General features: G+C 54.6%; 19 protein-coding genes, 1 riboswitch and 1 other annotated feature. Of the genes, 7 read left to right on the top strand and 12 right to left on the bottom strand.

Features of this window, described 5'->3' with window-relative positions; translation table 11 throughout:
* Positions 1–234 precede the first annotated feature (234 nt).
* Positions 235–1,401: a UDP-glucose 6-dehydrogenase gene (ugd, locus tag GA0061071_RS00805; RefSeq protein WP_088238045.1), complete on the top strand. Its 1,167-nt coding sequence runs from the start codon at positions 235–237 to the stop codon at positions 1,399–1,401.
* 32 nt (positions 1,402–1,433) lie between these two features.
* On the opposite strand, the gene GA0061071_RS00800 is transcribed toward ugd, so the two are convergent.
* From GA0061071_RS00800 to hisL, 10 genes are all read right to left on the bottom strand, one after another.
* Positions 1,434–2,438 (bottom strand): NAD-dependent epimerase, encoded by a 1,005-nt coding sequence (locus tag GA0061071_RS00800; protein WP_088238044.1) that lies wholly within the window; start codon positions 2,436–2,438, stop codon positions 1,434–1,436.
* Between the two features lie 134 nt (positions 2,439–2,572).
* On the bottom strand, positions 2,573–3,184 hold the full coding sequence (gene hisIE, locus GA0061071_RS00795) for a bifunctional phosphoribosyl-AMP cyclohydrolase/phosphoribosyl-ATP diphosphatase HisIE (protein WP_061494123.1): 612 nt from the start codon (positions 3,182–3,184) through the stop codon (positions 2,573–2,575).
* Positions 3,178–3,954 carry an imidazole glycerol phosphate synthase subunit HisF gene (gene hisF, locus GA0061071_RS00790; protein ID WP_088238043.1) on the bottom strand — a complete coding sequence of 259 codons (777 nt, stop codon included), beginning with the start codon at positions 3,952–3,954 and terminating at the stop codon, positions 3,178–3,180. The genes hisIE and hisF overlap by 7 nt, the downstream gene beginning before the upstream one ends.
* A complete protein-coding gene (hisA, locus tag GA0061071_RS00785; protein WP_088238042.1) occupies positions 3,936–4,673 on the bottom strand; it encodes a 1-(5-phosphoribosyl)-5-[(5-phosphoribosylamino)methylideneamino]imidazole-4-carboxamide isomerase in 738 nt (245 codons plus the stop codon). Before hisA ends, hisF begins: the two co-directional genes overlap by 19 nt.
* Positions 4,673–5,263 (bottom strand): imidazole glycerol phosphate synthase subunit HisH, encoded by a 591-nt coding sequence (gene hisH / locus GA0061071_RS00780; protein ID WP_088238041.1) that lies wholly within the window; start codon positions 5,261–5,263, stop codon positions 4,673–4,675. Before hisH ends, hisA begins: the two co-directional genes overlap by 1 nt.
* Positions 5,263–6,330 (bottom strand): bifunctional histidinol-phosphatase/imidazoleglycerol-phosphate dehydratase HisB, encoded by a 1,068-nt coding sequence (gene hisB, locus GA0061071_RS00775; protein WP_088238040.1) that lies wholly within the window; start codon positions 6,328–6,330, stop codon positions 5,263–5,265. Before hisB ends, hisH begins: the two co-directional genes overlap by 1 nt.
* Positions 6,327–7,388: a histidinol-phosphate transaminase gene (hisC, locus tag GA0061071_RS00770; protein WP_061494136.1), complete on the bottom strand. Its 1,062-nt coding sequence runs from the start codon at positions 7,386–7,388 to the stop codon at positions 6,327–6,329. Before hisC ends, hisB begins: the two co-directional genes overlap by 4 nt.
* Positions 7,385–8,689: a histidinol dehydrogenase gene (gene hisD / locus GA0061071_RS00765; RefSeq protein ID WP_088238039.1), complete on the bottom strand. Its 1,305-nt coding sequence runs from the start codon at positions 8,687–8,689 to the stop codon at positions 7,385–7,387. The genes hisC and hisD overlap by 4 nt, the downstream gene beginning before the upstream one ends.
* Before the next feature lie 4 nt (positions 8,690–8,693).
* The gene (gene hisG / locus GA0061071_RS00760) at positions 8,694–9,593 is read right to left on the bottom strand and encodes an ATP phosphoribosyltransferase (protein WP_088238235.1); all 900 of its coding nucleotides are present in this window, start codon (positions 9,591–9,593) and stop codon (positions 8,694–8,696) included.
* 34 nt (positions 9,594–9,627) lie between these two features.
* Positions 9,628–9,750: a sequence feature (His leader region), on the bottom strand.
* Positions 9,726–9,776, bottom strand: coding sequence for a his operon leader peptide (gene hisL, locus GA0061071_RS23210; protein ID WP_001364200.1), 51 nt, complete (start codon positions 9,774–9,776; stop codon positions 9,726–9,728). It overlaps the preceding feature by 25 nt.
* 172 nt (positions 9,777–9,948) lie before the next feature.
* Between hisL and GA0061071_RS00755 the strand changes: the two genes are divergently transcribed.
* Positions 9,949–10,782, top strand: coding sequence for an SDR family oxidoreductase (locus GA0061071_RS00755; protein ID WP_061494140.1), 834 nt, complete (start codon positions 9,949–9,951; stop codon positions 10,780–10,782).
* A gap of 327 nt (positions 10,783–11,109) precedes the next feature.
* A complete protein-coding gene (locus GA0061071_RS00750; RefSeq protein ID WP_061494141.1) occupies positions 11,110–12,471 on the top strand; it encodes an APC family permease in 1,362 nt (453 codons plus the stop codon).
* A 76-nt stretch (positions 12,472–12,547) separates the two neighbouring features.
* Here GA0061071_RS00750 and sbcB read toward each other — a convergent pair whose 3' ends face one another.
* A complete protein-coding gene (sbcB, locus tag GA0061071_RS00745; protein WP_088238038.1) occupies positions 12,548–13,972 on the bottom strand; it encodes an exodeoxyribonuclease I in 1,425 nt (474 codons plus the stop codon).
* Between the two features lie 210 nt (positions 13,973–14,182).
* Here sbcB and dacD point away from each other — a divergent pair, with 210 nt between their 5' ends.
* From dacD to GA0061071_RS00725, 4 genes are all read left to right on the top strand, one after another.
* Complete coding sequence (gene dacD, locus GA0061071_RS00740) at positions 14,183–15,343, top strand: serine-type D-Ala-D-Ala carboxypeptidase DacD (protein ID WP_088238037.1); 1,161 nt, start codon at positions 14,183–14,185, stop codon at positions 15,341–15,343.
* Positions 15,344–15,463: 120 nt separating this feature from the next.
* Positions 15,464–15,937 carry a DNA gyrase inhibitor SbmC gene (gene sbmC / locus GA0061071_RS00735; RefSeq protein ID WP_061494146.1) on the top strand — a complete coding sequence of 158 codons (474 nt, stop codon included), beginning with the start codon at positions 15,464–15,466 and terminating at the stop codon, positions 15,935–15,937.
* Positions 15,938–16,064: 127 nt separating this feature from the next.
* Complete coding sequence (locus GA0061071_RS00730; protein WP_061494148.1) at positions 16,065–17,123, top strand: FUSC family protein; 1,059 nt, start codon at positions 16,065–16,067, stop codon at positions 17,121–17,123.
* 166 nt (positions 17,124–17,289) lie between these two features.
* Positions 17,290–17,625, top strand: coding sequence for a DUF496 family protein (locus GA0061071_RS00725; RefSeq protein WP_061494150.1), 336 nt, complete (start codon positions 17,290–17,292; stop codon positions 17,623–17,625).
* Between the two features lie 5 nt (positions 17,626–17,630).
* Here GA0061071_RS00725 and GA0061071_RS00720 read toward each other — a convergent pair whose 3' ends face one another.
* On the bottom strand, positions 17,631–18,521 hold the full coding sequence (locus tag GA0061071_RS00720) for a GHMP family kinase ATP-binding protein (protein WP_088238035.1): 891 nt from the start codon (positions 18,519–18,521) through the stop codon (positions 17,631–17,633).
* A 541-nt stretch (positions 18,522–19,062) separates the two neighbouring features.
* Positions 19,063–19,242: riboswitch (cobalamin riboswitch) on the top strand.
* Positions 19,243–19,284: the final 42 nt, after the last annotated feature.

Below are 19,284 nucleotides of genomic sequence, written 5' to 3'. Positions count from 1 at the left end.
CCGGTTACTGCAACCGGGCTTTTTTTTCCGCTGAATCGCCGTTATTACGGGAAGTCCTCTTCATTTTACTGTCTGTTACCTGCTAAACCGCGCATAAACGCCGCTATTGTACGCCGTTTGACGCCTTGACAGTCCCTCAACAGAAGAGGTAAAAACCCCAACAGTTATTGATATTAAGCGGTGGCGGCGGAGTCGCCACCTCCGGTTCATACACTCACAAAAGTTGCTTATCGAATGAAAATAACAATCTCCGGAACAGGTTATGTTGGTCTATCGAACGGGATCCTGATCGCGCAGCACCATGAGGTCGTGGCGCTGGATATCGTGAAGGACAAAGTCGATATGCTGAACAAGAAGATTTCTCCCATCGTTGATAAGGAAATCCAGGAGTATTTGCAGAATAAGCCGCTGAATTTCCGTGCAACGACGGACAAGCATGATGCCTACCGCGGCGCGGATTTTGTGATTATTGCTACACCGACGGATTACGATCCGAAAACCAACTATTTCAACACTAGTTCAGTGGAAGCGGTGATCCGCGATGTGCATGAAATCAACCCGCAAGCGGTCATGATCATCAAGTCCACCATTCCGGTCGGCTTTACCGAATCCATTAAAGAGAAATTGGGCATTGATAACGTCATCTTCTCGCCGGAGTTCCTGCGTGAAGGCAAAGCGCTCTACGACAACCTCTATCCGTCTCGTATTGTGATTGGCGAACGTTCTGAACGTGCGGAGCGGTTCGCTTCCCTGCTGCAGGAAGGGGCTATCAAGAAAGATATTCAGGTACTGTTTACCGACTCCACCGAAGCAGAAGCCATTAAATTGTTCGCGAACACCTATCTGGCGATGCGTGTTGCCTACTTTAATGAACTGGACAGCTATGCCGAAAGCCTGGGGCTGAACAGCCGCCAGATTATTGAAGGCGTTTGCCTGGACCCGCGTATTGGTAACCACTACAACAACCCTTCCTTCGGTTACGGTGGCTACTGTCTGCCGAAAGACACCAAGCAGTTGCTGGCAAACTATCAGTCTGTGCCGAACAACATCATCTCGGCCATAGTGGATGCAAACCGTACACGCAAAGACTTTATTGCTGACTCAATTCTTGCCCGCAAACCAAAAGTCGTGGGTGTGTATCGTCTGATTATGAAGAGCGGCTCCGATAACTTCCGCGCTTCTTCGATTCAGGGGATCATGAAGCGTATTAAAGCAAAAGGCGTACAGGTCATCATTTATGAGCCGGTGATGAAAGAAGATGAATTCTTCCACTCCCGCGTCGTGCGCGATCTGGAAGCATTCAAGCAAGAATCTGATGTGATTATCTCAAACCGCATGGCGAAAGAGCTGGCGGATGTGGAAGAGAAAGTCTATACCCGCGATTTGTTTGGTAATGACTGATACGAAAACGGCCCGTCAGGGCCGTTTTTCTGTTACGCGTTGTAATAGGCTTTATACCATTCGACGAATTTCTTCACGCCTTCTTTGACCGTAGTCTGCGGCTTAAAGCCAATTGTCTCATACAGCGGCTGTGTATCGGCGCTGGTTTCCAGCACATCGCCAGGCTGAATCGGCATCATATTTTTCTGTGCTTCAATGCCTAATGCCTCTTCCAGCGCGGTAATGTAATCCATCAATTCCACCGGTGAGCTGTTGCCGATGTTATAGACATGATAAGGCGCGGAGCTTGTAGCCGGAGAACCGCTTTCTACGGTCCACTCTGGGTTTGCCTGTGGGATCACATCCTGCATACGGATAATGGCCTCAACAATGTCATCCACGTAGGTGAAGTCACGCTTCATCTTCCCGTAGTTGTACACGTCAATGCTTTTACCTTCCAGCATCGCTTTGGTGAACTTAAACAGCGCCATATCCGGGCGCCCCCACGGGCCGTAAACGGTAAAGAAACGCAGCCCGGTGGTCGGTAAACCATACAGATGAGAGTAAGTGTGCGACATCAGCTCGTTGGCTTTTTTGGTGGCCGCATACAGCGACACCGGATGATCCACGGAATCATCGGTGGAGAACGGCATCTTACGGTTCAGACCATAAACAGAGCTGGAAGAAGCGTACAGTAAATGCTGCACGTTATTGTGGCGACAACCTTCCAGCACGTTGAGATGACCGATCAGATTGGAATCCGCATAAACATGCGGATTTTCAAGGGAATACCGTACGCCCGCTTGTGCGGCTAAATGGATGACGCGATCGAATTTCTCACTGGCGAACAGGTGGCTCATTGCTTCGCGGTCGGCGAGATCGATTTTGTGAAAGCTGAACGCAGGAGACTGGAGCAAATCCAGGCGCGCCTGCTTCAGGCTGACGTCGTAGTAATCATTAAGGTTATCAATCCCTACGACCTGATGGTCCGCTTGCAGAAGACGCCCGCAGACGTGAAAGCCGATAAAGCCGGCCGCGCCGGTAACCAGAAATTTCATCTTCAACCTCAATGTTTGGTATGCATAACGTGTGATGCGTAAAACTGTGGGGGGATGATACCTGCTGTGGGAAAGAATGGTAACTGCTTTATCTCTGCTAAATAAGGGGAGCGCGTGGTGGCTCCCCGGGTACTTTACTTATGCCGCTTACGCAGGTTTTCAATCACTGTTGTCAAATCAAGTTGCTGGTCTTGCAGCAATACCAACAGGTGATACATCAGATCTGAAGCCTCATTAACCAGCTCTTCGCGGTCATTCACCGTAGCGGCCAGCGCGGTTTCCACGCCTTCTTCCCCCACTTTCTGTGCGATACGCTTAGTGCCGCTGGCATACAATTTTGCCGTGTAAGAACTGGCCGGATCGGCAGTTTTCCGCGCGGCTAACAGCGTTTCCAGTTGATACAGGAACAACCACTGATGGCTGTTATCACCAAAGCAACTCGACGTACCGGTATGGCAGGTCGGGCCGATTGGGTTGACCAGCACCAGCAGGGTATCGTTGTCGCAGTCCGGCGCGATACTGACCACATTGAGGAAATGCCCGGAGGTTTCGCCCTTGGTCCACAGGCGGCCTTTGGTGCGGGAGAAAAAGGTGACCTTGCCGCTCTCCAGCGTTTTTGCCAGCGCGTCCTGATTCATGTATCCCAGCATCAGGACTTCACCAGAAACCGCATGCTGCACCACGGCGGGCAGCAGTCCGTCGGTTTTTTCCCAGTCCAGTTGGGCCAGTTGTTGCTCTGTTAACATACCCTTATCTCCACGCCCTGGTCTGCCAGGTACGTTTTTAATTCGCCAATGTTGATAATTTGTTTGTGAAAGACCGATGCGGCCAGCGCGCCGTCGACATCCGCATCCCGGAAGGCTTGCAGGAAGTGCTCCATCGTACCGGCACCGCCGGACGCAATCAGCGGAACATGGCACACCGCACGCACTTTCTTCAATTGCTCAAGGTCGTAACCGTTCCGCACACCATCCTGATTCATCATATTTAACACGATTTCCCCGGCGCCGCGTTTTTGCACTTCCTGTACCCAGTCCAGTGTCTCCCACTGCGTGACCCGGGTTCGGCTTTCATCACCGGTATACTGGTTAACGTGGTATTTACCGGTTGCTGCGTCAAACCAGGTGTCGATACCCACCACAATACACTGCACGCCAAAGCGATCCGCCAGTCGGGTAATCAGCGTCGGATCCGCCAGTGCAGGGGAGTTAATGGAAATCTTATCTGCGCCAAAAGAGAGGATTTTCGCTGCATCATCAGCAGATTTAATGCCCCCGGCCACGCAGAAGGGAATATCAATCACCTCAGCGACCCGCGACACCCAGCTTTTATCCACTACACGACCGTCGCTGGAGGCCGTAATATCGTAAAACACCAGTTCATCCGCGCCTTCTTCAGCGTAACGCTTCGCCAGTGGGACGATATCGCCAATGATTTCGTGATTGCGGAACTGCACGCCTTTCACCACCTGGCCATTGCGCACGTCAAGACAAGGGATTATCCGTTTTGCCAGCATTGAATGGCCTCCTTCACCGTGAATTTACCTTCCAGCAACGCCCGCCCGACAATGACGCCGCGCACGCCCGTTCCGCGCAGAGCGGCAATGTCATCGATACCGCCGATACCGCCGGAAGACTGAAACGCCACCTGCGGCCAGCGCGCGCAAATTTCCTCATACAGCGAGACATTGGAGCCAGCTAAGGTACCGTCGCGTGAGATATCAGTGCACAACACGTGTTTCAGACCGACCGCAAGATAGGTTTCCACCAATGTCTCCAGTGTGACGCCGGAGTTCTCTTGCCAGCCGCTCACGGCTACCTGTTTGGTTCCCTGTTCGTCAATGCGCACATCCAGCGCCAGCACCAGCTTGTCAGCGCCAAAACGGGTAAACCAGCCTTTGACCACATCAGGCGATTTTACTGCCGTTGAACCGATCACTACGCGGGCAACACCCGCATCCAGCAGGGCTGCTACGTCTTCTTCGGTGCGTACGCCGCCGCCAACCTGGACAGGAACATTCACGCCGGCCACCAGCGTTTTCAGTAAAGGGATCTGCCGGCGCGCCGGATCTTTGGCGCCGGTTAAGTCCACCAGGTGCAGCACTTCCGCGCCCTGGGCCGCATAACCCTGCAAGCGCGGCAGCGGATCATTACCATAGTCCCGTTGCTGCGCGTAATCCCCCTGATGGAGACGCACCACGGTGCCATCAATTAAATCTAGTGCGGGAATAATCATCACATCTCCAGGAAATTTTTCAGCAGTTGCGCGCCTGCACGGCCCGAGCGTTCCGGATGGAACTGTACGCCATAGAAATTCTCTTTCTGCACTGCCGCAGTAAAGGGTTCACCATAATCACAACGTGCGATGGTATTGGCGTTAACCGGCATGGCATAGCTGTGCACAAAATAGAAATATGCGCCATCCTCAATGCCCTGAAACAGGCGGTTACCCGCCTTCGGGTAGACCTGATTCCAGCCCATATGGGGAAGCGGCAGACCGACATCCTTCATTTTGGGTACATCCTGATCGATGATGCCCAACAGCGGGACGCCGTGGTTCTCTTCGCTAAAACGCCCGAGTAACTGCATGCCAAGGCAGATGCCGAGCACCGGCTGGGTGCAGGCCTTAACCAGTTCAATCAGCTCACGCTCGCGTAACTGATCCATCGCCGCTTGTGCGGTACCCACGCCTGGCAGAAAGAGTTTATCGGCGCGCAAAACCACGTCCGGATCACGACTCACTTGCGGTTCATAGCCGTGACGGGCAATGGCGGATTTGACGGAGTTGAGATTGGCGCAGCCGGTATCAAGGATCACCACATTCATCACAACACTCCTTTCGAGGAGGGAAGGGTGTCGCCTTCCACACGGATGGCCTGACGCAGCGTGCGACCAAACGCTTTAAACAGACTTTCCACCCGGTGGTGGTCGTTCTTGCCTTTGGTTTTCAGGTGCAACGTTACGGCCATGGTGTAAGAGAGCGAGCGGAAAAAGTGCTCAACCATCTCGGTGCTCAGATCGCCCACACGTTGATAGGTAAACTCGGCTTTATACTCCAGGTGTGGACGGCCGGAGATATCCAGCGCACAACGGGCCAGGCACTCATCCATCGGCAGCACGAAGCCGAAGCGGTTAATGCCGCGCTTATCGCCGAGCGCCAGTTTCAGCGCCTCACCCAGCGCCAGGCCGGTGTCTTCCACGGTGTGGTGATCGTCAATATAGAGATCCCCTTTGACGGTAATCTCCATACGGAAGCCACCATGCGTGGCGATCTGGTCCAGCATATGATCGAAGAAGCCGACGCCAGTGTGGATTTTGCTGCCGCCTTCGCGATCCAGCCACACTTTGACATCAATTTGCGTCTCTTTGGTGTGACGCTCCACGTGCGCATAGCGGTCGCGACGGGTGAGCTGCTCGCCAATCATCGCCCAGTTCAGCGTGTCGCGGTGATAACGCAGGCCGGAAATGGACATATTATTCGCCAGCTCAATATCCGTTGCACGATCGCCAATCACATAACTGTTGGCCGCATCGAGCACCCCTTCCGCCAACCAACGCTCCACCAGCTTCACTTTTGGTTTTCGGCAATCGCACGCGTCGCCAGGGAAGTGGGGGCAAATCAGGACCTCTTCAAATTCGACGCCCTGAGAAGTGAAGACCTGCATCATCAGATTGTGCGGGCCATCGAAATCTGCCTGTGGGAAACTGCTTGTACCCAGACCATCCTGATTGGTGATCATCACCAACTTATAACCCGCTTTTTGCAGCTTCAGCAGCACCGGGATCACCCCGGGCTCAAACGCCAGCTTGTCGAATTTATCCACCTGATAATCGGTTGGTGGCTCGGAAATCAATGTTCCGTCACGGTCAATAAACAGGTACTTCTGGCTCATACTTGCTCCGCACGTAAAGCGTCAATGACGCGCTGGCTCTCTGCACGGGTGCCGATGGTGATGCGCAGGCAGCCGCTTAAAGAAGGTTGTTTGTTCTGGTCTCTCAGGATAATGCCTTGATCCCACAAAGATTTAAACACGGCGCTGGACGCAGTAAAACGCACCAGGATGTAGTTGGTTTCGGAATCAAACACCTGTTCCACGCACGGAATCTCTTTTAACGCGGTGACCAGATACTGACGCTCAGTAAGGATCTGCGCTACGCGTTCACGCATTGCCACAATGCCCTGCGGGCTCAGCGCTTGCGCCGCGATGTCTGCGACAGGCGTTGACAGCGGATACGGTGCGATCACTTTCAGCAGCAGGTTGATCACCTCTTCGTTAGCCAGCGTAAAGCCGCAGCGCAGGCCCGCCAGCGCAAAAGCTTTCGACAGCGTACGCAAAACAACGAGGTGCGGATATTCGCTCAACCAGCCTGCCAGCGTTGCCTGAGGGCAGAACTCAATATAGGCTTCGTCCGCTACCACAATCGCTTTACCGCGGGTCATTTCCAGCAGTACGCGCAGGTCTTGTGGGTTGATAATCTGCCCGGTGGGGTTATTCGGGCTGCAAACATAGACCACTTTCACGTTGTCCAGCTTGTCGGCAATACCCTGCAGATCCAACTGCCAGTTTTCCAGCGTCTGCACGGTGCGATATTCAACGCCAAAGGTTTCGGCGCTGACGCTGTACATACCGTAGGTCGGCGGACAAAACAGCACGGCATCTTTACCCGGCTCGCAGAAAGCGCGGATCAGCAATTCGATACCCTCATCCGCACCACGGCTGACCAGTACTTGTTCCGGTTTTACGCCTGCGTACTGCGCATAGTTTTCAATTACCGCTTTCGGCTGGCACTCCGGGTAACGGTTCAGGGATTGCTGCGTGAGGTCGAACGCGACAGCCGTCGGGAATTCGTTCGCATTCAGCCAGACGTCGCCTTTACCACCAAGACGGCGGGCCGACTGGTACGGCGTCAGTTCACGCACATTTTTGCGCGCCAGTTCTTCGATGCTCATGCTTGCTCCTTCAGCGCATTGACGCGCAGGGTGACGGCGTTTTTGTGAGCGGTCAGGCGTTCGGCCGCCGCCAGCGTTTCAATGGTGCTTGCCAACGCGGCAAAACCCTCACGGGAAAGCTCCTGGACCGTCATGCGCTTCTGGAAATCCGCCAGACCCAGGCTGGAGCAGGTGGCGGTGTAACCATAGGTCGGCAACACATGGTTGGTGCCGGACGCGTAATCGCCGGCGGATTCTGGTGACCAGTCTCCCAGGAACACGGAACCTGCGCTGGTGATGCTCTCTACAAGTGAACGGGCGTCGCGGGTTTGAATAATCAGGTGCTCCGGACCGTACTGATTCGAGATAGCGACGCACTGAGCCAGATCTCGCGCCACAATCAGACGGCTGGCGGACAGCGCCTGGCGAGCCGTTTCCGCGCGCGGCAGATCGGCCAGCTGACGCTCAACGGCTTGCGCCACGCGGGTCGCCATTGTGCTGTCCGGCGTCAACAGGATCACCTGTGAGTCCGGGCCGTGTTCGGCTTGCGACAGTAAATCGGAGGCGACAAAATCCGGTGTTGCACCGCTATCGGCAATCACCAGAACTTCCGAAGGGCCGGCGGGCATATCAATGGCCGCGCCATCCAGACGCTGACTGACCTGGCGCTTCGCTTCGGTAACGTAGGCGTTGCCCGGTCCAAAGATTTTATCGACTTTGGGGACGGAGTCGGTACCAAAGGCCAGCGCCGCAATCGCCTGCGCGCCGCCCACTTTAAAGATCTCCTGCACACCGCAGAGCTGCGCAGCATAGAGAATTTCGTCGGCAATCGGCGGTGGTGAGCAGAGCACCACTTTCTGGCAACCGGCAATACGTGCCGGGGTCGCGAGCATCAATACTGTCGAAAACAGCGGGGCGGAACCGCCAGGAATATAAAGACCAACCGACGCAATCGGACGAGTGACCTGCTGGCAACGCACGCCGGGCAGAGTTTCCACATCCACCGTTTGCAGTTTTTGCGCATTGTGGAAGGTGTCGATATTTTTCACGGCCACGGCCATGGCCTGTTTGATGTCGTCGCCCAGGCGAGCGCTGGCGGCATGGATCTCATCATCGGTGACTTTCAACGCGTCAACCTGCGTTTTGTCGAATTTCGCGCTGTATTCACGCAGCGCATCATCGCCGCGTGCTTTAACGGTGTCGAGGATCTCCACCACCGTGCGGGTAATGCTGTCAGACGCGGAGATCGCCGGGCGCATTAATAAGGCGCGCTGCTGCTCTTCGCTACTGCTGTTCCAGTCGATTACGGTATTGAAGCTCATGGCGTTACTCCATCATCTTCTCAATCGGCAGCACCAGAATGGAGCTTGCGCCCAACGCTTTCAGTTTTTCCATGGTTTCCCAGAACAGGGTTTCGCTGCTCACCATGTGCATCGCCACACGCTGCTGATCGCCCGCCAGCGGCAGAATCGTCGGGCGTTCAGCGCCTGGCAGCAGGGCGATCACCTCTTCCAGACGTTCACTCGGTGCATGCATCATGATGTATTTAGATTCGCGCGCCTGAATCACGCCCTGGATGCGGGTCAGCAGTTTGTCGATCAGTTGTTGTTTGGCATCCATCATTTCGCCATCACGCTGGATCAGGCAGGCTTTGGAACGGTAAATCACTTCCACTTCGCGCAGGCCGTTGGCTTCAAGCGTGGCGCCAGTGGAAACCAGATCGCAAATCGCGTCGGCCAGACCCGCGCGCGGGGCCACTTCGACGGAGCCATTCAGCAGACAGGATTTAAAGGAGACGCCTTTCTGATCCAGATAGCGTTTCAGCAGGTGCGGGTAAGAGGTGGCGATGCGTTTGCCGTCCAGCGCCGCCGGGCCGCTCCAGCTTTCATCAGCGGGGGTAGCCAGCGACAGGCGGCAGCCGCCGAAATCAAGACGACGCAGCGTGAAGTAGCGAGGGTCTTCGCCTTGCGCACGGCGGTTCAGCAGCTCCTCTTCCAGTACGTTTTCGCCAATGATCCCCAGATCAACAACGCCGTCCATCACCAGACCCGGGATGTCGTCATCGCGTACGCGCAGAATATCAATCGGCATGTTTTCGGCCAGGGCGATCAATCGTTGTGTATGCAGATTGATCTTGATGCCGCAGCGGGCCAGCAATTCGCGTGAGTCTTCACTCAGGCGACCGGATTTCTGAATAGCTATGCGTAAACGCGAGTTATCTAACATTCTGTTGTCCTCTTTATCCTGCTGAATTTGGTTCAAAAAAAAGCCCCCGGAAGAAGATCTTCCGGGGGCTTTCTCTGCGTTCATGCACCACTGGAAGATCTGAATGTCTTCCAGCACACATCGCCTGAAAGACTAGTCAGGATGATGGTGATGGTGGTGGTGTTTAAATTGAACGCGTGTCATAAAATTCTCGATGAATGCTTATTCATATGTTGTCGTTTAACCTAAACCACTTTGGTCGGCAAAGGCAAGGCCTTTTTTTATCTTTAAATCATTTCATATACGCTCTATGAATTGTCAGTTATCCCTGGCTGGCGTAGCCTTGAAAGGTGGAAGCAAGAGAACAGGGGGGCACATGAAAAAGGTCGCGATTATTGGTCTGGGGTGGCTGGGTATGCCGTTAGCGTTGTCATTAACGGCGCGCGGTTGGCGAGTCACTGGCAGTAAAACTCGCCAGGATGGCGTGGAAGCGGCCCGCATGTGCGGGATCGAAAGCTATGTGCTGAATCTCACTCCCGATCTGGTCTGCGAACCAGATGACCTCGATGCGCTGATGAGTGTGGATGCGCTGGTCATCACGTTACCCGCGCGTCGTAGCGGGCCTGGCGAGGAGTTCTACCTGCAGGCAATGCAGGAGATTGTAGACAGTGCGCTGGCGTACCGCATTCCGCGGATTATTTTCACCAGTTCCACCTCTGTGTATGGCGATGTTTCCGGTGTGGTGAAAGAGAACTCGCCGCGCAATCCGGTCACTGCCAGCGGACGCACGCTGAAAGAGCTGGAAGACTGGCTGCATAATCTGCCTGGCACGTCGGTGGATATTCTTCGGCTGGCGGGGCTGGTTGGCCCGGCCCGGCATCCTGGCCGCTTTTTTGCCGGGAAAACCGCACCGGACGGTGATCACGGCGTTAACCTGGTGCATCTGGAAGATGTCATTGCGGCGATTACACTGCTGCTGCAATCGCCAAAAGGCGGCCATATTTATAATCTCTGCGCCCCGGAGCACCCGACACGCGCGACGTTCTATCCGGCAATGGCGCGTCAGCTTGGCGTGACGCCGCCGCAATTTACCGCTTCCCACAGTAAGGAGAAAGGTAAACTGGTGGATGGCAGCCGTATCTGTCATGAACTGGGGTTTGAGTACCTCTATCCGGATCCGTTGCAGATGCCGCTGGAATCAATTTTTTAACAAATAATGCTATTGTTGTGGCGAATTATTCAGCGATAGTCTACAAATCATACGGTTAGCGATGATAAATGAGTGAGTTACGTCTCACCGTATTGTCATCACGCTCCAATCTGGTGCAAAATATGTCGCTGCAAAAATGAAGAGATTAACCGACGCCAAACACGTCGGTTATTTTTTTGCAGGCAAAACGTCATTCAATAAAAGAGGCCGGGCTTCGTACCGGATAGATACACATTTAAAAACCGACAGTCGTTGTCGCTGAGGAAAGAACGAAAATGGGGCAATTATCTGCTTTTGCGCCGGCTCTCGCCGTACAGGGGGAAAGCCATGACGCATAACGTTACTCCAAAAACCTCTCGCGTGGAATTACGTAAGACCCTTACGCTGATTCCGGTTGTAATGATGGGCCTGGCCTATATGCAGCCGATGACGCTGTTCGATACGTTTGGTATCGTCTCTGGCCTGACCGATGGCCACGTGGCGACCGCGTATGCGTTTGCGCTTATCGCTATCCTCTTTACTGCGTTGAGCTACGGTAAGCTGGTGCGCCGCTTCCCGTCGGCGGGCTCCGCGTATACCTATGCGCAGAAATCTATCTCCCCGGCTGTGGGCTTTATGGTGGGCTGGTCATCGCTGCTGGACTATCTGTTCATGCCGATGATCAACATCCTGCTGGCCAAAATTTACTTCGAAGCGCTGGTACCTTCCGTTCCGTCGTGGCTGTTCGTGGTTGCGCTGGTGGCCTTTATGACCATCTCCAACCTGCGCAGCATCAAGACCGTCGCAAACTTCAACACCCTGATCGTGATTTTGCAGATGGGGATTGTTGCGGTGATCGTTGGCCTGATTATCTACGGCGTGTCGCACGGTGAAGGTTCAGGTACGCTGGTAAGCTCACGCCCATTCTGGTCTGAGGGTGCACATGTTGTGCCGATGATCACCGGCGCGACGATTCTGTGCTTCTCGTTCCTGGGCTTCGATGGCATCTCCTCTCTTTCTGAAGAGACGAAAGATGCAGAACGCGTGATCCCACGCGCCATCTTCCTGACTGCACTGCTCGGTGGGGTGGTCTTTATCGCAGCGTCTTACTTCCTGCAACTCTACTTCCCGGATATCTCCCGTTTTAAAAATCCGGACGCATCCCAGCCGGAAATCATGTTGTACGTTGCCGGTAAAACCTTCCAGTGGGGCGTGCTGATTTTCTCCAGCGTGACCGTACTGGCATCCGGTATGGCGGCGCATGCGGGCGTTTCCCGTCTGATGTATGTGATGGGCCGTGATGGTGTTTTCCCGACCCGTTTCTTCGGCTATGTGCATCCGAAATGGCGCACACCGGCGTGGAACGTGCTGCTGGTTGGCGCTATCGCGCTGCTGGCGATCCGTTTCGACCTGGTCACTGCAACGGCGCTGATTAACTTCGGTGCACTGGTGGCGTTCACCTTCGTTAACCTGTCGGTGATCTCCCAGTTCTGGATCCGCGAAAAACGCAACAAAACGCTGAAAGAGCACTTCAACTACCTGGTGCTGCCGGTCTGCGGCGCGCTGACCGTTGGGGCGCTGTGGGTGAACCTGGAGCAGAGCTCGATGATCCTTGGCCTTATCTGGGGTGGGATCGGGCTGGTTTATCTGGCTTGCGTAACCCGCAGCTTCCGTAATCCGGTGCCGCAGTACGAAGATATCGTGCAGTAACGTTTACGCTGCAGCACATAAAAAACCGGAGGTCATGCCTCCGGTTTTTTTATGCCTGTCAGTCAGGGAACGCGTCTCACACGATCTCTTCGGCATACTGCCATAGCGCTTTCAGCAGCGCCTGTTTTTCGCTGTCGCCATCGTGCTGCTGGAACAGTGCTTGTAGCTGGTCGGCGTACTGTTGAAGGTACTCAGGGGTAAAGACATTGCGACGGTGCTGAAGCCAGCGCTGCTGCTCGTTTTCATCCAGCGTACCAGGGAAATTACGTGCACGGTAGTTAAACAGCAACTTCTCAATACGGCTGTCGGCAAAAGTGATATCCAGCGCGGGCAAATTGCGCGGCTCGGTTTCCAGCAGAATTTTCATTGCCGCGCGATCGGCGTCGCTGAAAAAGCCGTTGTAGATCTGCGCATCAACATTCTCTGAGGGCGTGAAAGGCTCGGCCTCGGCGAAAATCGCCACCACTTTTTCCCGCACCTGCGGGTTATCGCGCAGGTGTTGTAGATTATCGAGGCACTGCTGGCGGTTGATGCCCAGCCGTTCCGCATCCTGAGGGCGCAATGTATTGGCCTGCGCCAGAACCGGGCACTTGTTCAGATGCACCAGTTTCACCGGCACGGCGGCGTTATCGCCCAGGTCGGCTTTCGGGGTGTAGAGCCGCTCGCGCAACGCATCGGCATCCAGCGTCAGTAACGGCGACATATCGCCTGCCAGGTCGACCATGATCACCGCATTCCGGTTTTCCGGGTGCCAGGCCAGCGGCGCAACCCAACTGGTATTGCCGCGCCACGCGCCAAACATGCCAGAGACGTGTACCAGCGGCTTCATTTGCGGCACATCAATCAGCGCTGCCAGTTTCTGCTTGTTGCGGTGGCTGAACAGATAATCAAATAACTTCGGCTGTTTCGCTTTGACCAACTGCGCCATGGCAATGGTGGCATAGACGTCGGCCATCGCATCATGCGCGTTGCTGTGTTCGATGCCGTTGGCTTTGGTCAGGTGTTCAAGGCGAAAGCTCGGCAGACCATCCTCATTTTCCGGCCAGACAATGCCGTCCGGACGCAGCGCGTAACAGGCGCGCATCACATCCAGCAAGTCCCAACGCGAGTTGTTGTTCTGCCAGCTCCATGCATAGGGATCGTAGAAGTTGCGATAGAAGATATTGCGCGTGACCTCATCGTCAAAGCGCACATTGTTGTAACCGAGCACGCAGGTTTTCGGCACGGTAAACAGGTCATGAATGCGTTTGGCAAAAGCGGCTTCATTGTCGCCTCTGGCGCGGGCTATCTGCGGAGTGATACCGGTTATTAGTACCGCTTCCGGCTGCGGCAGATAGTCGTCGGCGGGTTTACAGTAGAACACCTCCGGCTCGCCGATAATGTTGAAATCCGCATCGGTGCGGATGGCGGCGAACTGCGCCGGGCGATCCAGCGCCGGGCTGGTGCCGAACGTTTCGTAGTCGTGAAAGAGAAAAGTGGGTGTTGCGGTGGAATCAGACACCAGAAGCTCATCCTGTCAGTAAATATGCCGTCTATGGTAAACCATCCCGCGCAGTGTGCCGAAGAAAAACCCGCGTGGATTCCGTGCAGCTTCGCAAAAACAGGGGGTTATATCAGATGTGTGTCACATTTTATTGCAATTTAAACAGGTAACGACACACGAAGTTCCGTAAAAAGAACGGCGATTTTAGATGCTTATGAGGATATTTCATTGAAACGCCGTTTGTTTGCTGCTTCTTTGCTGGTGCTCTGTGTTAACAGCGCCCTGGCCGACGACTTACCTTTTGCCCCGCAGCCTCCGGCGATTCAGGCCGGTTCCTGGGTATTGATGGACTACACCACCGGGCAAATCTTAACGGCGGGCAATGAACATCAGCAGCGTAACCCGGCGAGTTTGACCAAATTGATGACCGGTTACGTGGTGGATCGCGCGATTGATAGCCACCGCATCAGCGCTGATGATGTTGTCACCGTAGGCCATGATGCCTGGGCAAAAGGCAACCCGGTGTTTGACGGATCCTCCTTGATGTTCCTGAAACCCGGTGACCGCCTGACGGTGCGCGACCTGAGCCGTGGTCTAATTGTGGATTCCGGCAACGATGCTTGTGTGGCGCTGGCGGATCATGTTGCGGGCGGTCAGTCGCAGTTCGTGACCATGATGAATGAGTACGTACAGAAGCTGAACCTGCGCGACACCCACTTTGAAACCGTACACGGATTGGATGCCCCAGGTCAGCACAGTTCGGCCTACGATCTGGCGGTGCTCTCGCGCGCCATCATTCACGGTGAGCCAGATTTTTATCATATGTACAGTGAAAAAAGTCTGACCTGGAACGGCATCACGCAGCAAAACCGCAATGGTCTGTTGTGGGATAAAACGCTGAATGTTGATGGTCTGAAGACCGGGCATACCTCCGGGGCGGGGTTTAATCTGATTGCTTCCAGCACTGATGGCGAGCGCCGTTTAATTGCGGTGATCATGGGTGCCGATAGCCCGAAAGGGCGTGAAGATCAGGCGCGCAAGCTGCTGCGCTGGGGCCAGCAAAATTTCGACACTGTCGAAGTACTGCGTAATGGCAAGAAAGTGGGTAGCGAACGGGTCTGGTACGGTGATAAAGAGCAGGTAGATGTTGGCACCGATCAGGATTTCTGGATGGTGTTGCCAAAAGCGGAACTGGCAAATATCAAAGCCAAATACGTGCTGGACAAGAAAGAGCTGGATGCTCCGCTGGCAGCACACCAGCGGGTAGGGGAGATCCAGCTTTACGACCGGGACCAGGTGGTGGCCCACTGGCCGTTGGTGACGCTGGATAGCGTCGGCAAAGGCGGCTGGTTCTCCCGTTTAAGCGATTACCTGCACCATAAATCCTGACGTCGTGGTGGCCGGATCGCAAGGGTGCGAGTCGGCTCGCATAATTACGCTGGCCTGCATGGCGCTCCTTTCTGGATTAGCTATACTGTATGTCTAAACAGTAATGGTGAGGGAGTCAGCATGGGCTACAACGTTAAGCAGCTTGAAAAACGCCGTATCGCCGGTTTCCATCTGGTGGGACCGTGGGATGAGAAAGTTAAGCAGGGTTTTCAACAGTTGTTAATGTGGGTGGAAAATAATCAGATTCAGCCGCTGGAATGGGTGTGCGTCTATTACGATAACCCGGACGAGGTGCCGCCGGAAAAACTGCGCTGCGACGTGGCCATTACTGTCGACAGTGCGTTCAAGATTCCAGCCAATAGCGAAGGGGTGATCACCACTGACATCCCAGGTGGGCAGTATGCGGTCGCACATGCCCGCGTCTACAACGAAGAGTTTGAACAGTGCTGGGATCGGTTTTTCGATGAGTTACTGAGCGACCAGTCGTTGCAGATTGCGGCCGGACCCTGTTTTGAAGTCTATCAAAACGACGGGCAAAGCGACGGGTACTGGGACATTGATATGCATATCCCGGTGGAGCCGAAAGTACTTTAAGCGGTTATGTGGTGAAAAAGAGGCGGTAGCGTGTGCTTACCTGCCTCTTTTTTGTTTTAAAGAGTGACTTCCGCCACAGAAATATCGCTACAATTGCGCCTTCGTCGTTTGAATGTGGAGAGCGGCTGTGCGTCGCGACAAATCACTTAGCCCGTTTGAAATTCGTCTCTATCGCCACTATCGCATCGTACACGGTGCGCGCGTGACGCTGGCGTTTATCCTGACGTTTCTGATAATCCGGCTGTTGAACGTACCGGAAGGGACCTGGCCACTCATTACGCTGGTGGTGCTGATGGGGCCGATCTCCTTTTGGGGCAACGTGGTGCCGCGTGCCTTTGAGCGCATCGGCGGTACTATCTTTGGCGCGGCGTTGGGGTTGATTGCCCTCAAGCTGGAACTGATTTCTTTGCCGCTGATGCTGCTGTGGTGCGCGGCGGCGATGTTTCTCTGCGGCTGGCTGGCGCTGGGTAAAAAACCGTATCAGGCCTTGTTGATAGGCATTACGCTGTCGGTGGTGGTCGGCGCGCCAGCCGGGGATATGCACACGGCACTCTGGCGCAGCGGTGATGTGATCATCGGTTCACTGCTGGCTATGTTGTTTACCGGTATCTGGCCGCAGCGCGCGTTTTTGCACTGGCGGATCCAGATGGCGGGTTTTGTCACCGCGTTTAACCGCGTCTACCAAGCGGGGTTTTCCCGCAACCTGGTGGAGCGTCCACGGCTGGAAAAACATCTGCAAAAGATTCTCAGCGACGTGGTGAAAATGCGGGGCCTGATAACCCCGGCCTGCAAAGAGACGCACATTCAGAAAGCGATTTTCGAAGCTATCCAGACCGTCAGCCGCAATATGGTGTGCATGCTGGAGCTGCAAATTAATGCGCACTGGAGCTCACGCGCCAGCCATTTTGTGATGATCAATGCCAACACTTTACGGGAAACACAACAGATGACGCAGCAGACGCTGCTGACCATCGCCCATGCGTTGTACGAAGGCAACCCGCAACCGGTGCTGGCGAATACGGAAAAACTGAATGAGATTGTCGCAGAGCTTCGGCAATTAAGTGGTGAGCATCAGGGGGACGCTGTCGCGGAAACGTCTATCCACGGTTATGTCTGGTTGAGCATGGAACTGGCGCGCCAGCTGGAATTACTGTCGCATTTGATCTGTCGGGCGTTGCGTAAATAAGCGGCAGATAACCACTTGCCACTGTCAGGTTGTTTCGATTCAGCTACATTTGAGGTTATGATAGGGAAAAGGAAAAATCATTGTCAGATGCAATGGCTTTGGGTTAGGTTTGCCTCCATGCCGTTGCTTTAACGAATCCGAATCTCACATAATCAGGGGTGTAAAAATGGAAACGAGTAAGCCTTCATTCCAGGATGTTCTGGAGTTTGTGCGTCTGTTCCGCCGCAAGAATAAACTGCAACGCGAAATTCAGGACGTTGAGAAGAAGATCCGTGATAACCAGAAGCGCGTACTGCTGCTGGACAACCTCAGCGACTATATCAAGCCGGGCATGAGCGTTGAAGCCATCCAGGGCATCATTGCCAGCATGAAGACCGATTACGAAGATCGCGTTGATGACTACATCATCAAAAACGCCGAGCTGTCGAAAGAGCGTCGTGACATCTCCAAAAAACTCAAAACCATGGGCGAACTGAAGCCGGTTGACGCCAAAACGGAATAATCTCTTCAGCGGTGAGAGGTTCGCCTCTCGCCGTCCTGCCGGATGCCCCCGGCAACCATTTTCAGCAAATGATTTTGCGGCCAGTGCGCCAGCAACTTCAGGGTATTTAACCCCTCCCGAACCTCATCCACATCGTGCCGTGCACTGTCGAGCAACAGCCCGACCACGCTGCCGCTATGAGCCACATTCAGACCGTATAACCCGTAGCGCTCCACGACCTCCAGTAGCGTGTTGAACGCGGGTTTCGGTAATAATGCCTGGCTGGCAATGGCGCTGAGCGTGGTGGCTTCGCCGAGCAGCGAAGGGTCGTTGCGCTGGCACGCCTGTTGTAATTTTTGCCACGCCAGATCCAGCGTTCTGGCGTTATCCTGCAAAATCTGCTGGCGCGGGAGACGGTGATAATCCGCGGTGGTCAGTGTTAACGGGCTTTCGAGCACCAGTACTTCCATTTGCGGCAGGCCATTGCAGGCAATGTGTGTTTGCGCGTCATGATGGTCGAACAATGTCAGTGCGGAAAAGAGGGTACTGTCGGTAGGCTCCAGCGCCACACACAGTTTTGCCAGCGTCGGCTCATCCAGTGGCTGGTCAAGGTGGCAGGCGGCGGCAACGGCAGTGGCGGCAATGTCGGCGGTACTGCTGGCCATGCCTTTGGCGACGGGAATGGTGGAGCGGCAGTCAATGCGCAGCGTGTGCGTCAGGCTTGCCGGTAACCGCCAGTGCTCAAGCAGCAGCCGAATCATGGCGCGGGTAAGCGGGCGCTCATCCGGCAGCGGTGCGCCGTAGGTCACCTCCACGCTGCTGTACCAATCCACCGGGCAAGACACCAGTTTTTCGCTGCCCAGGATCCAGCCCTGGATAAGTTCACCGCAGGATGCGGGACAGTGTGCCTGCGCCACGGCTGCTCCTTTAAATCGAAAGCCCGGATAGTGTCATTTTGGCCCGGCGAACGCCAGAGATTCCCGCTATGACACCACTTCTCCCATCACAATCAACGCCGGAGCGTGACAACCGACTGCTTCACTCGCATTTGGCAGGTATCTGGCCACTCCGTGAAAGCGGGAAGCATCATCGCGGTGCATCACCGTAATACATGCGGCGGAGCATCGCCAGTATTGCGCGCAATTTAGACATTTCTCAAGCCGGCTATTTTAGCCAGGTTTTCCGCCAGACTTATCCGGTTACGCCGCAAGCCTTCCGTTTGCAGAATAATGCAAACTATGACGGGAATGAATTTTCCGATAACACTATTTTGCTATTCGAATATGGCGTAATACCCATTTGAATCAAGGCTGTATAAGGCTTTAATCAACGGGGTGCGCAATACATTGTTATAGCGCAACAAATTATTGTCTCCGCCCCGATACACTGAATCAGTTTTTATTTCCCTGCTTCGATATAGTGCATTCAGGGACAACATTGCGGTGACAATTTTACACCGTGATGAATAATCCATCCGGTTACGCCGCACGTTGTTGCGGCAGGGAAGGGGGTGAAAATCCCCCGCAGCCCCCGCTGCTGTGATGCTGACAACCCCGTAATCACCACTGATCGCAGGATCGGGAAGGACGGGCGAGGATGACGCTAAGCCAGAAGACCGACCGGATGGGCAGTTATCAACAACTTCGGTGGGAAGTGGGTTGCTCAGAAGCGTACAGTCGA

The sequence above is a fragment of the Kosakonia oryzendophytica genome (genome assembly GCF_900094925.1).
In the GTDB taxonomy this organism is placed as follows: Bacteria; Pseudomonadota; Gammaproteobacteria; order Enterobacterales; family Enterobacteriaceae; genus Kosakonia; species Kosakonia oryzendophytica.
The sequence above is the reverse complement of the archived record's forward strand: the minus strand, read 5'-3'. Positions and strand labels throughout refer to the sequence as shown.

Coding starts and splice junctions, on each gene's coding strand:
- ugd (WP_088238045.1), top strand. CDS start 235: ATGAAAATAACAATCTCCGGAACAGGTTATGTTGGTCTATCGAACGGG.
- GA0061071_RS00800 (WP_088238044.1), bottom strand. CDS start 2,438: ATGAAATTTCTGGTTACCGGCGCGGCCGGCTTTATCGGCTTTCACGTC.
- hisIE (WP_061494123.1), bottom strand. CDS start 3,184: ATGTTAACAGAGCAACAACTGGCCCAACTGGACTGGGAAAAAACCGAC.
- hisF (WP_088238043.1), bottom strand. CDS start 3,954: ATGCTGGCAAAACGGATAATCCCTTGTCTTGACGTGCGCAATGGCCAG.
- hisA (WP_088238042.1), bottom strand. CDS start 4,673: ATGATTATTCCCGCACTAGATTTAATTGATGGCACCGTGGTGCGTCTC.
- hisH (WP_088238041.1), bottom strand. CDS start 5,263: ATGAATGTGGTGATCCTTGATACCGGCTGCGCCAATCTCAACTCCGTC.
- hisB (WP_088238040.1), bottom strand. CDS start 6,330: ATGAGCCAGAAGTACCTGTTTATTGACCGTGACGGAACATTGATTTCC.
- hisC (WP_061494136.1), bottom strand. CDS start 7,388: ATGAGCATCGAAGAACTGGCGCGCAAAAATGTGCGTGAACTGACGCCG.
- hisD (WP_088238039.1), bottom strand. CDS start 8,689: ATGAGCTTCAATACCGTAATCGACTGGAACAGCAGTAGCGAAGAGCAG.
- hisG (WP_088238235.1), bottom strand. CDS start 9,593: ATGTTAGATAACTCGCGTTTACGCATAGCTATTCAGAAATCCGGTCGC.
- GA0061071_RS00755 (WP_061494140.1), top strand. CDS start 9,949: ATGAAAAAGGTCGCGATTATTGGTCTGGGGTGGCTGGGTATGCCGTTA.
- GA0061071_RS00750 (WP_061494141.1), top strand. CDS start 11,110: ATGACGCATAACGTTACTCCAAAAACCTCTCGCGTGGAATTACGTAAG.
- sbmC (WP_061494146.1), top strand. CDS start 15,464: ATGGGCTACAACGTTAAGCAGCTTGAAAAACGCCGTATCGCCGGTTTC.
- GA0061071_RS00725 (WP_061494150.1), top strand. CDS start 17,290: ATGGAAACGAGTAAGCCTTCATTCCAGGATGTTCTGGAGTTTGTGCGT.